17 protein-coding genes are annotated in these 13,111 nt (G+C 66.7%); 3 read left to right on the plus strand and 14 right to left on the minus strand.

The genetic code is table 11. The features are described from left to right. Positions 1-89 precede the first annotated feature (89 nt). Positions 90-1,964: a hypothetical protein gene (locus NKH51_RS02775; protein ID WP_254763715.1), complete on the minus strand. Its 1,875-nt coding sequence runs from the start codon at positions 1,962-1,964 to the stop codon at positions 90-92. Positions 1,965-2,252: 288 nt separating this feature from the next. Between NKH51_RS02775 and NKH51_RS02780 the strand changes: the two genes are divergently transcribed. Next, on the plus strand, positions 2,253-2,690 hold the full coding sequence (locus NKH51_RS02780) for a hypothetical protein (protein WP_254763716.1): 438 nt from the start codon (positions 2,253-2,255) through the stop codon (positions 2,688-2,690). A gap of 87 nt (positions 2,691-2,777) precedes the next feature. On the opposite strand, the gene NKH51_RS02785 is transcribed toward NKH51_RS02780, so the two are convergent. The 9 genes from NKH51_RS02785 to surE form a co-directional block, all read right to left on the minus strand. Beyond that, positions 2,778-3,029, minus strand: a complete 252-nt coding sequence (locus tag NKH51_RS02785; RefSeq protein ID WP_254763717.1) for a DUF3194 domain-containing protein — start codon at positions 3,027-3,029, stop codon at positions 2,778-2,780. Continuing rightward, complete coding sequence (locus NKH51_RS02790) at positions 3,030-3,428, minus strand: prefoldin subunit beta (protein ID WP_254763718.1); 399 nt, start codon at positions 3,426-3,428, stop codon at positions 3,030-3,032. Between the two features lie 105 nt (positions 3,429-3,533). Continuing rightward, a complete protein-coding gene (locus NKH51_RS02795; RefSeq protein ID WP_254763719.1) occupies positions 3,534-4,076 on the minus strand; it encodes a DUF2243 domain-containing protein in 543 nt (180 codons plus the stop codon). A 104-nt stretch (positions 4,077-4,180) separates the two neighbouring features. After that, positions 4,181-4,447 carry a KEOPS complex subunit Pcc1 gene (locus tag NKH51_RS02800; RefSeq protein WP_254763720.1) on the minus strand — a complete coding sequence of 89 codons (267 nt, stop codon included), beginning with the start codon at positions 4,445-4,447 and terminating at the stop codon, positions 4,181-4,183. Between the two features lie 4 nt (positions 4,448-4,451). Further along, the gene (locus NKH51_RS02805; RefSeq protein WP_006181151.1) at positions 4,452-4,586 is read right to left on the minus strand and encodes a DNA-directed RNA polymerase subunit P; all 135 of its coding nucleotides are present in this window, start codon (positions 4,584-4,586) and stop codon (positions 4,452-4,454) included. Positions 4,587-4,604: 18 nt separating this feature from the next. Continuing rightward, the gene (locus NKH51_RS02810; RefSeq protein ID WP_254763721.1) at positions 4,605-4,868 is read right to left on the minus strand and encodes an eL43 family ribosomal protein; all 264 of its coding nucleotides are present in this window, start codon (positions 4,866-4,868) and stop codon (positions 4,605-4,607) included. Positions 4,869-4,976: 108 nt separating this feature from the next. Then, entirely contained in the window at positions 4,977-5,183 is a 207-nt protein-coding gene (locus NKH51_RS02815; RefSeq protein ID WP_254763722.1) for a hypothetical protein, read from the minus strand. A 135-nt stretch (positions 5,184-5,318) separates the two neighbouring features. Further along, a complete protein-coding gene (locus NKH51_RS02820; RefSeq protein WP_254763723.1) occupies positions 5,319-6,098 on the minus strand; it encodes a DUF2103 domain-containing protein in 780 nt (259 codons plus the stop codon). Positions 6,099-6,298: 200 nt separating this feature from the next. Then, entirely contained in the window at positions 6,299-7,135 is an 837-nt protein-coding gene (surE, locus tag NKH51_RS02825; RefSeq protein ID WP_254763724.1) for a 5'/3'-nucleotidase SurE, read from the minus strand. Between the two features lie 426 nt (positions 7,136-7,561). Here surE and NKH51_RS02830 point away from each other — a divergent pair, with 426 nt between their 5' ends. Next, on the plus strand, positions 7,562-8,083 hold the full coding sequence (locus tag NKH51_RS02830) for a DUF8173 domain-containing protein (RefSeq protein ID WP_254763725.1): 522 nt from the start codon (positions 7,562-7,564) through the stop codon (positions 8,081-8,083). Between the two features lie 108 nt (positions 8,084-8,191). Here the strand turns inward: NKH51_RS02830 and NKH51_RS02835 are convergent, their stop codons facing one another. The 4 genes from NKH51_RS02835 to NKH51_RS02850 form a co-directional block, all read right to left on the minus strand. Beyond that, positions 8,192-8,488: a hypothetical protein gene (locus NKH51_RS02835; protein WP_254765107.1), complete on the minus strand. Its 297-nt coding sequence runs from the start codon at positions 8,486-8,488 to the stop codon at positions 8,192-8,194. 137 nt (positions 8,489-8,625) lie between these two features. Beyond that, positions 8,626-10,035: a tRNA pseudouridine(13) synthase TruD gene (gene truD / locus NKH51_RS02840; RefSeq protein ID WP_254763726.1), complete on the minus strand. Its 1,410-nt coding sequence runs from the start codon at positions 10,033-10,035 to the stop codon at positions 8,626-8,628. Positions 10,036-10,113: 78 nt separating this feature from the next. Further along, positions 10,114-10,887, minus strand: coding sequence for an ABC transporter permease (locus NKH51_RS02845; RefSeq protein ID WP_254763727.1), 774 nt, complete (start codon positions 10,885-10,887; stop codon positions 10,114-10,116). Beyond that, entirely contained in the window at positions 10,884-11,882 is a 999-nt protein-coding gene (locus NKH51_RS02850) for an ABC transporter ATP-binding protein (RefSeq protein ID WP_254763728.1), read from the minus strand. The genes NKH51_RS02845 and NKH51_RS02850 overlap by 4 nt, the downstream gene beginning before the upstream one ends. A gap of 263 nt (positions 11,883-12,145) precedes the next feature. On the opposite strand from NKH51_RS02850, the gene NKH51_RS02855 reads away from it, so the two are divergent. Next, positions 12,146-13,102 carry a TIGR03557 family F420-dependent LLM class oxidoreductase gene (locus NKH51_RS02855; protein ID WP_254763729.1) on the plus strand — a complete coding sequence of 319 codons (957 nt, stop codon included), beginning with the start codon at positions 12,146-12,148 and terminating at the stop codon, positions 13,100-13,102. Positions 13,103-13,111 lie beyond the last annotated feature (9 nt).

Here is a 13,111-nt window from a genome sequence, read left to right on the forward strand (position 1 = left end):
CGGACAGATCCTCGCCGTCAGTCATCGACGGCTTCGGACTCGGTGAGTGCGACGATTACCGTCTCGCTGTCGTCGGTGACGTTCGGTGGTTAGAGCAGCCGGTCTCGGAGGTACCGATCGAGGTCGACGGTGTCCTCGAGCGTCTCGAGTTCCTCGAGAAGCTGCTCTATCTCTCGGATATCGTCGGCAGCGAACCCCGCTTCGCGAGCGACTCGGCCGAGGCTGACGAGTAACTCCACCTTGTTGATACCGCTCTCGAGCGCCACGACTCTCGAGACGACGGTCTCGCCGGACGAGTCATCGAGTCGGACGAACGCCGGTGGAATGGCGTCTCGGAGTAACGCCGATACCATCAGAGTGTCTTCGGTCGCGTCGGCCGGAACGTCCGCGAGCATCGCCATCATGAACGCAGCGTCGTCGCCGGGGTCGTCGTCGACGATATTGCGAACGAAGCTGTCGGTGTCGATGCGCCGAAGACTCCGGTTCTCGTCGACGCGGACACGGACGAGTTCGAGGTCCTCGTTGCTGAACTCGGGCGCGATCTCGCCTCGAGGAACGCAGAGATCGGTGCCGATATCGCCCGTCTCGAGGGCGGCGAATGGATCCTTGAGCCCACGGCGCTCGTCCGGCGCTGGCTCGTCACTCTCGTTGAAGGTGGCATCGTCGAGATACGCGGCCTCGGTCGGTGGCCGCCAGCCGCCATCGAGCCACGGCGTGTCGGATTCGATCACGACGGTTTTGCCGTCCTCGAGCGACGCCGTATACCACGGCGGCGACCCGAACATGGCCGCGACGCCGCCGAATTCGTCGAGGACGTCTCGAGAGTACACGCCCATGCGAGGGAGTTCCTCGAGACCGTCGATCGTCCCGTTATCGCTCTCGTCGACGGCGGTCTTCGCGGAATCGCTGTCGTGGGCTAACGGATCCGTCCCGGCCCTCTCGAGCTCGTAGGTGTCCGGGAGCGCGTCGCCGTCCAGCAACAGTTCGTCGGTGGTCGGCGACGAGTCCGGGGACGACCGGCCGTTCGCGTGTTTCGGCGGTCCGCGGCGCTGCTTTCGGTTGGTGTTGTCCGCCAGTGCCGCCCGAATGCGCTGGTCTCGGTCCTCGAAGCTGACGTTTGCAACGAACGTGACGTTCGACGCTGGCACGGTGCTGTTGCCCGGCTGGACTTCGACCGAGGAACCGCCCTCGACCGTCACCGTCACGTTCCCGAGGTCGTTCGGTCCAACGGCCTCGATCGCACCGCCGATGGTCCGATTTGTGACATCCGAGCCGTTTCGAACGGGGTCGTTTCGGGTCGTGATCCGCAGCCGCGGTGTTGTCTGGCGCTCGAGTTTGTCCAGCGCCTGCTGGCTCTGGCGCCAGGCGGTCATGAACTGCCGGATCGCCCGTGCACGCTCTCGCGCCGTGCGTTCGACGTTGTTGCCCCCGTCGTCCTCGAGGGCTTTCTCACCGCGGTCGTACGCGCGCTCGGCGTTGCGAAGGTGGCTCTCGATCGCGTTCCGATGGCCCGGATTGTCGATATCGTCCTCGAATCGCTCGAGGGCACGCCGCGTATCAGTAATCGAGACGTTGGCCGTCCGCGCGTTGGCCTTCGCGAGCAGCCACGTCGACTCGTTGACGGCCGCCGGATCGGCGTCCGCGAGTGGTGCCATGCGTGAGACGGCAGCGGCGTCCCCTTCGAACACCATGTGGCTCTCGACGCGGTCTTTGTCGAGATAGAGATCGAGCGTCTCGTTGAGCCGCTTCCCGACCCGCTCTTTCAGTCGCTCGTCGCGACGGTCGGCAGGTCGAATCGCTGCGAACTCGGCGACGGCCGCGTACTTCAACTCTAGTGCGGCCGGATCCCGTTCGCCCGCAGCAAAGAGTTGATACGCCCCGTTCAGACCGTCATCGCCGACGGCTGGCTCTGCTGTGCTCCCTCCCGGTGCAGCCAGGGCTGGCCCGATCGCCCCGGTAACCAATAAAATGGAGAACGCTACCCCCAGTATCTTTTGTACCCGCTGGTTGATATAGTCAGAATATAGTAGTAATATAATAAAGTAACGGACAATCCAATACGTTTCCAGGTCGTTAGTGTAACTGCTTCGAGAACGGAACTACGAGGGATCACCTTACCCCTTCGACGGTCGAGGGAGTTCTGCCAGAACACGCGTCTGGCAGCAAATCTGCTATCGGTCGTCCCACGGCCTCTCGAGATTGACGTCCTCGAACCGCTACAAGTAGGTGGCTACGATCGGACGGGAGCAACAATGGCGTCGCTCTCGCTGCACGATCACGTTCGTCCGACTACCGATGACTACCCGGTCGGGATCTATCGCGTCGTCGGTAGCGGCGACGAGACGGTGACGCTGCTTCGCGTCGGAGAGGCCGACGGGCGGCGCGTCGCCACCGGCGAAATCGTAATCGTCCCCGACGACGACCTCGAGGCGTTCGAGCCGGCCGAAAACCCGGACGGAAACCGGCCGCTCGGAGCCACCGTCGTGTCGACCGTCGAAATGGGATACTGGTCGTTCCGAGCGTTCGGCAAGCAACTCGCCGCGCGGCCGTTTCCGGCGGTCGTCGCGGTCGCACTCGTCTTGATCGGGGTCGCTGGCGAGGGCATCCTTCCGGTCCCGGAACTCGTCCTGACCGCGTCGGTGATCGCGGGAGGCCTCTCGCTCGCACTCGTCGGGAGCGGCCGCCTGTAGCGGCGTCCCCGCGGTCGGTCACGACTCGAGCGAGTCGCTCACCGAGTCCCATCGAACGATCGAGAAGCGAGTCGCGATCTGAGATTGCTACTGTTCGCCGAACAGTTCGTCGACCGCCTCCCGCGCCGCGAGCGCGGCGTCGTCGGCGACCTGCTCGGGGTCGGCCTCGTCCTCGGGTGCGTTGAGGTAGACGTCGACTTCGAGCACGCCGTCCTCGAACGTGACGGTGACGTCACAATCACGCACGTCGGATTGCTTGTACCGCGAGAAGATGAGGCCCTCCGCGGCGTCGGAAGCCGTCTGAACGACCGTCTCGTCGGACGGCTCGTCGCTCGACATTTACGCGCCGCCAGCGCCCGGGCCGCCGGGGCCGGCCGGGCCGCCCATGCCGCCGCCACCGCCGAGCAGTTCCTCGAGGTCCTCCTGGAGGCTCTCGAACTGGTCCTGGACGCGCTCTTCCTGCTTCTCGAGGGTCTCGAGGCGGATCTCGAGCGTATCGACTTTGTCCTCGAGGTCCTCCTCGGCCTGGTCGTACTCGGTCTCGACGAGGAGTTCGCCGACGTTGCGGTACATCGTCGTGTCGTCGTCGACGTTCTCGAGTTCCTCGAGGGCGCTTTCGGCCTCGGTCAGGCTCGATTCGGCTTCCTGTTTCTGGACGGCGACTTCCTGTGCCGTCTCCTGGAGGTCCTGCAGCTGCTCGATTTTCTCCTGTGCTTCCGGCGGCAGGTTTCCTTGCATATCTCGACCGTCGCCCTCCGGACTGATAAAGACCAGCTTTATCGTCCGGATCGCCGATCGATCCGGTCGGCTACCGAATCGGCCGTTTCCGATCGTCTACGGCGATTACTCTCCCCCGTCCGTCGCGACCGCGTCGGTTCCGGCCGTCGGCGTCGCGGCGCTGTCGGTTCGGATCAGCAAGTAGCCGCCGACGAGGAACAGCGCACCCCACAGCAGAAAGACGGCGTCCCAGAGGACGGTCGGGCCGGGCCCAGCGGGCCAGACGTGGTGGAGTCCGAGTAGCTGGTGAGCGACGAGCCCCTCGACGACGTTGAACAGGCCCCAGCCCGCGATCACCGCCCCGAGCAGCGTGCGGCCTGATTCGGGCACCGGATGAAACCGCCATGCCCTCGAGAGCAACACGATGCCGATGATGGTGAAGGTGTACGTCGCGAGATGGAAGATCCCGTCGGCCATCACGTTGAGCTCGAGGTCGGTGGCGATGCTCGTGTCGGGGTATGACGAGAGCATGTGGTGAATCTGCAGGATCTGGTGGAAGACGATCCCGTCGAAGAAGCCGCCGATCCCCAACCCGAGCGCGAGGCCGGCCAGCACGAGCGGTTTGGCGTCCCGGCTGAGTCCGAGCCAGGTCGTGGTCTCGTCTGTCATACGCACGGTTCGAACGCACCGGCGAAGACTGCGCTGCCTGCCGGTACAGGCCGCCGCAGATCCGCCGATCCGTCCGGCGTTCAGACTTGCGCCTGCCGGCCTCGTCACCGATCCTCGAGAACTCGCGTACCCGCGTCCGCGGTCCGCTCTGCGACATCGACCAGCGAGAACCAGGTGTTCAGCGCCGCTCGCAGGGCGACGGCGTCGGTGGCGTCGATCTCGAGGACGAGGACGGTGCCCTCGCGCTCGAGCGTCGTTTGCGAGCGGTCGTCGTCGATCTCGCCGATCTCGCGGCGGACGCTCGCAGCGACGAGTCGGGCACGCGACGGTGTCTCGTAATCGAATTCGAGGGTCGCGTCGTGAGAAGGCACGCCGTTACTGCACGTCGACTTCTTTGACGTCGCGGCTGCGTTCTTTCAGGAGTACGCGGTGGCCGCAGTAGGGACAGCGGACGCCGCCGTACTCGTCGAGTTGGACGTCGCGTTTACAGCGAGAGCACTTGTAACTCATACTGAACCTGAGGGGTCGTTATTCGTCGTCCTCTGCGAGCGCAGCGCGGATGGAGCGCTGGACGGTGCGGCCGGCAGGGGTCTCCGGGCGGTACGCGCCGCCGGTAAAGACCTCGCCGGTCTCCTCGTTCTTCCAGATGCCGGTGCCGACGCGAGTGACGTCGTCGCCGTCGACTTCGGCGTTTTCCATGTCGTCTTCGATCTCGCTGACGCGACGGCGCGCGACGCGGCCGTAGCGGGCACCGAAGCGGCCCGCGCTGCCGACCGTTCCTTTCTTGGCCATAGTAGTGCTGTCTATCGCCAGCGGATTCTTAAACCTGTTGAGTCGCGTCGGTATCGACGAGAACCCGACGAGCGCGACCGTTGCCGGATCGCGGGTCGTCGCCATCGGTCAGGAGCCGGCGAGCCGTTCGGCGACCGGCCACGCCAGTAGCTCGCCGAAGACGAGACAGAGTGCGGCGGCGTAGCCGACCGGTGCGAGCGGTGCGGCGAGCAGCCCCGTGGCGACGCCCGTGGCTGCGATCAGCGTGCGAGCCGCGAGGCCGCTCACCGCCAGCAGCGGGATCAGGGTCAGGACGGCGTCCGGTCGCTCGAGCATGGCTAATTATATCTAATTACAGCCGTCCCGTTAAGGGTCGGACAACCGGACAGACCTGTCACTTCCATCGGCCCGACACAATATTTGCCGCGGGAATCTCTCGAGTGCGGTACCGACATCGGCGGCCGAAGGCGGCTACTGGAACTCCGCGTCGGCCAGGACATCGTTCAAGTCCGCGCGGATCCGCTCGCCCATCTCCCGGTCGCGAGCGGTCGTCACGACGCGGTTCTCCTGAACACTCGAGCCGTCGCGGATGAGCATGCGGACGTTGCCGCCGTCGTCGGCGCGGGTGACCTTCGCGCGCAGTCCGGACTGCGAGCCCTTGCCGCCAGCGTCGATGGGGCCCGGAATCACCTTCTTGACGTGGGGGTGGTCCGCGACCGTGTGGATGGCGTTCATTCCGGCTCGGCCGCCGATGAGCGTCGTGTGGCTGCCGCCGATCTTCTCGGCCGGCGGGGTCTCGACCACGTCGAGCGCGCGATTGCCGCGGCGCTCGAGAACCGCTTGCACTGGATCGTCGTCGTCGACACGGTAGAACGGGTAGTGGATGTCCTCACGGACGGCCCGGATCACGGCTCGCGTTCCGCCCGCGTAGACCTCCTCGGGCCGTTTCCGGCGGATTTCGTCGCCGATCAGCCCGGCGAAGTTCCGCAGTTCGACGACCTCGTTCTCGCCGTCTTCCGGCGTCGTCGTGATCGTCGTCTCGCCGAGGATTTCCTCCTCGTCGTCGGTCGCAGATGCCGACTCGCCGGTTCGTTCGGTGCCGTCCGTGCCCTCGTCGTCCCCCGCCAGCATCGTGATGGTCGCTCTGTCGCGTCCCGCCTCGAGGACGATCGCCTCGGTGTTTGTCTCCCGACAGACCAGACAGAAGTCGCCGGGTTTCTCGAGGGGCGAAGCGCAGTGGCGACACTCCATAGCGGTCGTTGACGGGTCGGCGGTAAAACAGGCGTGTTTTTCGGCCGGTTCGATGCCGCGGCCACTGTTACGAGCCGCTGACGATCCGCTCGTCGCGTCCGGCGTTCCCGTCCGCCATCGGTCGAGTGGCCACCCCTTGTGAGTCGACCAGCTAACCCGGACTGACCACGACAGTGACCGGACGCCGTGACTGACCGGTGTCAGAAGATGTCGCCGAAGATGTTCCGAACCGGTTCCGTGTCCACGACCTCGTAGGGCACCCTGAGCGGGGAGATCGAGACCTGTTCCTCGAGCACGGCGTGACGGTCGGTATCCTCGGGGTCGGGGATATCGCGGTTGGCCATCTGCTGCCAGAGGCGGTTAGTCAGCTGGAAGCGCCCCTTCTCGAACGTCGCGTCCATCTCGTAGATTCGGGTCGGGCGCGTGATCGCGACGCCGTTGGCCTCGCGGTCCGGTCGCGGCACGTTGACGTTCAGGTAGTCCACACGGTCGAACAGGCCCGTTCCGGGTGTGCCGTCAACCAGGGCGGCGGCGACTTCCCCCGCGTGCTCGAAATCTGCCGGCTCGAGGTCGCGCTCGTAGCCGAGCGTGTCCATCGAGATCGCGATCGAGGGAGTCTCGAGGAAGGCGGCCTCCATCGCGGCGCTGACGGTCCCCGAGCGGGAGAACACGTAGGCCCCGAGGTTCGCCCCGGAGTTGCAGCCGGAGACGACGATGTCGGGGGCCGGCTCGATTCCCTTGACGCCGACGATGGCACAGTCACAGGGGGTGCCGTTGACGGCGTAGCCGAGTTCGTGGTCGGTGTGGGGGACCGGGACGGTGAACGCGTCCGACTCTAGGTCGATCTCGAGGCCGTCGCCTTCCTCGCTCGTCCGGCCGTAAGACAGCGACCGGCCGACCGCGCTCTGGTTTCGGTCGGGCGCGACGACGGTGACCGTGCCGACCGCCGAGAGCGCGTCGTACAGTGCGCGGATGCCGGGCGCGTCGATCCCGTCGTCGTTCGTCAGGAGGATGTGGGGGTCCGAAGCCAGTTCCATTGCCTGTCGACCGAATGGCGGGCGAGCTACGTATCAGTTCGGTTCCCGGAGGCGGACTCGAGTGCGGCCGCGGGGGTCGCCACACGCCCGGCAGCGCTTCCGTCCTTCTAGCGGATCCGACGGCGCGATTTCGCGACGCAATGGTACGCGGCCAGACGATGGTCCAGCTCCGAGCGAGATCCAGAGCGTCAGGGTCCGGACCAGCGCGTGACTGCCGTCCGAACCGAACTCCCTGTCGACCGTGACGACGCGGTCTGCGTCTCCGCCTCGGCTCGCCAACCCCGTTCCACGCGGTCGTCGACCTCCCGTCGCAATCGCGGGCTGTGCATACCCACAGATAGAACGCCAGCGGGCAGAAGGCTATCAGCGGGCCGAATACCGCGCCGTGACAGTCCGGTTTACGTACCTCGAGTACCTCTAGCGGATATGATCGGATTCGATCACTGGATACGAACCGTCTCGTTGATCGCACAGGCCGACCCCGGCGTCAACGTCGACATCGGGACGACGAACGGACTGCTCGGGGGCGCGACGGGAGCCTTCCTGACCACACTGGTTGTCGGCGCAATCATGGTCGCCGTCTTCCCCGCGTACACGGAACGGCTGATGGGCGAGGTACTCGAGGACCCGGTCGATTCGTTCCTGTACGGCCTCTTCTCGCTCGTTGCGCTGATCGTCTTGACCGTCGCCCTAGTCATCACCCTCATCGGGATCGTGGTGGCGATCCCGCTGATCCTCGTCGCGTCGATCGTCTGGGCCATCGGCGCGGCGATCGCGTACCTCGCAATCGCCGAGCGACTCGTCGGCCGCGACGACGGCTGGCTGAAGCCGTTGCTGGTCGCCTCGGCCATCAACGGCATCCTCGCGCTGACCGGCGTCGGCTGGATCATCTCGGTCTGTATCGGCGCCGCCGGCTTCGGCGCGATGTTGCGAAAGTACCTCGAGTAAGCCCGATTTCGGTCGGGGCGGGCGAACCGATCGATCTCGACTACCGCGAGAGAACCACGGCCCGGTCGGGCAGTCGGAGAACGACGAGGGGCGAACCGACCGGCACAGTTACCACGGAAGGTACCGCCGGAGACGAGCCACCAATGACGGCTCGCGACGGACTCGTAGCGTGGTTCCGTCGGCGTCGAACGCCGCTTCCGTCGCGGGGATCCGCTCGCCGTCAGGCAAGTGGAAGTACTGCTCGCCGGACGGGACGGTCCCGCCGCTGCTCGCGCCGAACAGCGTCTTCGATCGGCCCGTCGGCTCCCGAACGGGCTCGCTGTACTCGATCTCGTACACCGTCCGCCCGTCCTCGGTCGTCTTCCGCCAGTCGACGATCTCGCGGTCGCCGTCGACGCCGATCATGCTCGAGGACTCGATCGCGTCGATGGCGTTCGAATCGCGCTGTCCATGTCGCCGACGGCTACTCGTGACAATCACCTAAAACCCCCGACGAAGGCCGGAAGAACGAGCGGCCGCCGCCGAGTCGCTCGCTCCCGCCGTCAGCCCAGATCGACCGGATCGACCTTCAGATACTCCCGCAGAACGACCGTCGCGTACGACCCCTTCGGCAGCGCGAACTCGAGCGTCAGCGGCTCGCGATCGAGGTCGAGATCCGTCCGGACGAGCATCGCGCGCCGCGTCCCGGTCGAGTGAAACTCCCCTGGGAGGTCGAAGTCGGCGGGCTCGAGGCCGAGGTCGTCGAGTACCTCGCGTTCGATCTCGCCCTGCTCGCCGTCGGCCAGTTCCGTTTCGGTGCCGACCAGCGGCGCGGTGACGAACGCTCGCCCGCGCTCGCAGTGGCGGGTCACCGAGTCGACCCGGCGCTCGTCGACGCGCTGGAGCCGGTCGGTGTCGGGCAACTCGAGGCCATCGGGCGCGTCGGTATCGGAAAAGCAGGCCACGTCGCCCGCGACGGGTCGATCGAAGGGGAGTCCGCGCGCTAGACGCTCGGAGAGCATCAGATTGAACGCGTAGGACTGGGCGGCGTGGACGAACAGTCGCTGAAGGTTCGAGGGAACGCGCTCGAGGGCCGCCCGGAACTCGTCGGGCCCCGGCTCGCCGTCGTGTTCGGCGAGCGCGTGGATCATCGAGCGCTCGTAGCGCAGGCGGTTTGGGACGCGCTCGAGGGCTTCCTGCCAGTCCCGCGTCTCCTCCCGCGGGTCGCGTTGCTCCCCGCTCGAGGTATCCGAACTCCGTCGGAGTTCGCGATCGATGAAGGCGCGAGCCTCCCGCGTGCCCTCCGGTTCCGCATCAGTCGGGTTCCCGAGGTAGGCCATCACCGCGCCCTCCCAGTCGCCGCGGGCGATCGCGAGGCCGACCTTGTGGGTGACCGGTCGGCGACTGCCGAAGCGCTGCTGGCCGAAGAAGTTGGGAACGCCGATCGAGGTTGCGTCGTCCGACGTATCGCTCTCGAGCCACCCGAACGCCGCCAGCTCGTCGGTGATCCCCGCCGCGTTCTCGGGTCGCTGGGGCTCGCTGACCACGAGTTCGAACGCGTTGCCCGCGAGGTCGCCGAACTCGAGGTTCCGACCCGCTCGTCCGAGCACCTCGAGTTCTGCGCCGTCGACCTCGGGAAGGTCGTCCGGATCGGCCCCGTAGACCGAAAACAGCTGCGTCGTCACGGCGTACTTGTCCTTCGTGCCGGCCCAGTTGACTCGCTCTCGAGAGATCCCGAGCGCGTCCGAGATTCGGGAGGCGAAATCGTTGGTGTCCCAGCCGCGCAGGGTCGCCCGAAAGACGAGATGCGGATAGGCGTCCGTCGAGGCGTCGACCGGCTCGGTGTCGAAGCGCTCGAGTTCGCGCACCCGGAAGTGCTCGTCGTCCTCGCGCAGTCGGCCGCCGACGCCGTCGGTGTCGCTGACGTAGTACTCCATGCCGACGGCCTGTTCGGTGGGGTGGGCTGGGCGCATGCTGTTGGCGGGGCTTGGCGTGCCGGGCCTAAATCGGTTCGTTCTCGAGAACGCCGCGTCCTCGTGGACCGCGCCGGCTCAGTCCGTCCGTGGGATCGACCGCGCACCGAGCGCGAACGCGACGACCGCTACGGCAGAGAGGATCAGCAGGTTCGCGATCTGGGGCTCGAGGCCGGCGACCGCCGCCGTCTCAGCCTCCGAGTAGGTCGCGGCTCGCACGCCGCGCGCGAAGTACGTCAGCGGCGAGAGGTTCACCAGCGGGCCGAACCAGCCCGGCAGTTGGGAAAGCGAGATGAACGTCTCGGAGAGGAAGAGCAGCGGAAGCCCGATCGCGTTACTGGCGGCGACCGCGCCGTCCTGGGAGTCGGTGTAGCTGCCGAGCATCGCCCCGACGCCACAAAAGCAGACGACGCCGATCAGAATGTAGGGTACCAGCAGCAACGAGAACGCGATCTCCGCGCCCGTGAGAACGATCACTAAGCCGAGGATGAGTAGGCTCGCGAGGCCGATGATGACGGCGTTGACGGCCGTCTGGGCGAGTAACCACTCTCCCCGGGACAGCGGCGTCGTCGCGAGTTTTTCGAAGCGACTCCCTTCCCGGTGGCGAGCGACCTCGCTGCCCATCCGCGAGAGCGGCGTGAAGAGGACGACGACTGCGAGGTAGCCCGGTACGTAGTAGGCCGCCGGCTCCGTGAACAGCCCCTCTCCCGTCGGATCCGTTCGAACCAGCGCCCCGAAGATGACGATCAGGATCACCGGGAAGAAAAAGGTGAAGAAGACCGCCGTCCGCCGCCGGACGAACGACCGCCAGCCGGCACTGGTTTCGGCCCGGACGCGACCCATGCGGCTCATGCGGTCTCACCTGCCTGTGCGAGATCGGATTCACTGGCGTCGCCGTCTCCGCTCCCACTGCCCTCGAGACGGTCCGTTCGTTCCCGCTCCGTCACATCGGCCAGCGAGAGATACACGTCCTCGAGGTCGGGCTCGGCCCACGAGAGCTCGGTGTACGCGATGGTCTGATTTTCGAGGTAGTCGACGACCGTCCCGATCGCGGCGGGCTCGACCTCGCGGACGACGACGGCCCGTTCCGGGCTCCGGCCCCGGCCGCGTTCCGGCCGTTCGACCGGATACTCGAGATCGTCGAAGACCGACGGATCGGCGCTGGTCTCGATCGTGAGGCGGCTCGAGCCGCCGTGTTCGCCGACGAGGTCGTCGGGTGAGCCCTGCGCGACGATCGCGCCGTCGGCGAGCAGGCCGACGCGATCGGCGAGGCGCTCGGCTTCGGCCATGTCGTGGGTCGTCAGGACGACGGTGGTCCCGCCGGCCGCGAGGTCCTCGATCAGCCGCCAGACGGTGCGCCGGCCGGCGGGGTCGATGCCGGTCGTGGGTTCGTCCAGAAAGAGCAGGTCGGGGTCGTTGACCAGCGCCGAGCCGACGCAGACGCGCCGCTGCTGGCCGCCCGAGAGGTCCTCGTACCACGTGTCGCCGGCGTCGACGAGCCCCACGTCGGCCAGCACGTCCTCGGAATCGCGCGCGTCGTCGTACAGCCCCGCGTAGTAGGCAAGCAGCTCCCGTGCGCTGAGCCGGCTCGGCGGCGAGAACTCCTGGGGAAGGACGCCCAGCCGGCCCCGATCGACCGCCGTCGGCGATTCGCCGAGGATACGCGCGCTGCCGGCGTCGGGCTCGGTCGTCCCCGTCAGTGCGCGCACGAGCGTCGTCTTTCCGGCCCCGTTCGGACCGATCAGCGCGAAGACTTCGCCGCGACCGACCGACAGCGAGGCCCCCGCTAGGGCGACGGTCTCGCCGTAGGTCTTCTCGAGGTCCGTCGCTTCGACTACGGCTTCCATACGGGCCGGTTCCGGCGCACCGCGGGTAAGGGGTTCGATTCCGTTGGCGGCGATGTTCGAGTCGTCCGGCGTTCGCCGTCGGCTCACGGCGCTTCGCGGTTCTCACTCGCTTCGCCTGCTCACGGCTTCGCCGCTCGCACCGCGGTTCTCACTCGCTTCGCTCGTTCCGAACCGCGCACGTTCCGAACCGCGCACGTTCCGAACCACGCTCTTGCCCTCGCAGGTGCAACCGTTACCCGCAGCGTCGTGATAGCTGACCGGAAATGACGAAACTCGGGTATACCCTCTCGAGCGAGGAGTTCGGGCCGCAGGAACTGGTCGATATCGCGCGGCAGGCCGAGGAAGCCGGCTTCGACTTCTGCTCGATCTCGGATCACTTCCACCCGTGGGTCCCCGCACAGGGCGAGTCGCCGTTCGTCTGGTCGACGCTGGGAGCCATCGCGAACGAGACCGACGAGATAGAAGTCGGCGTCGGCGTCACCTGCCCGACGACGCGGATCCACCCGCTCAACGTCGCCCACGCGGTCGCCACCGTCGACGAGCTGTTCGGCGACCGCTTTACCTTCGGCGTCGGCACCGGCGAGAACCTGAACGAACACGTCACGGGCGAGCGCTGGCCCGAGCACGATGTCCGCCTCGAGCGGCTCGAGGAGGCGATGGACGTGATGCGAAAGCTCTGGACTGGCGAGACGACGAGTCACCGCGGCGAGCACTACACGGTCGAGAACGCGACGCTGTTCACCGTCCCCGACGACCAACCGACGACGATCGCGAGCGCCTTTGGCCCGCAGACGGCCGAGTGGACCGCCGAACACGCCGACGGGCTCTGGTGTTCCGGCCCGCGATCGGAGCCGGTCAAAGCCTACGAGGACGCCGGCGGCGAGGGGCCGACGTACACCCAACTGCACGGCTGCTACGCCGACAGTGAGGAGGAGGCAGTCGAGACGATCTACGAGCAGTGGCCCAACGGCTCGATTCCGGGCGAACTCGGCCAGGAGCTGCCGACGCCGGCACACTTCGAGCAGGCCGCTCAGATGGTCGAGAAAGAGGACATCGCCGAGAGCGGGACGACGACCGAGCCCGACGCAGGGGCCCACATCGAGAGCATCGAGGAGGCGGTCGACGCGGGCTACGACCACGTCTACGTTCACCAGATCGGACCGGAACAGGAGAAGGCGATCGAGTTCCACGCGGCGGAAGTCCTCCCGTCGTTCAGTTAATCGGCAGTG

It is taken from the genome of Natrinema marinum, assembly GCF_024296685.1.
Taxonomy (GTDB): Archaea; Halobacteriota; Halobacteria; order Halobacteriales; family Natrialbaceae; genus Natrinema; species Natrinema marinum.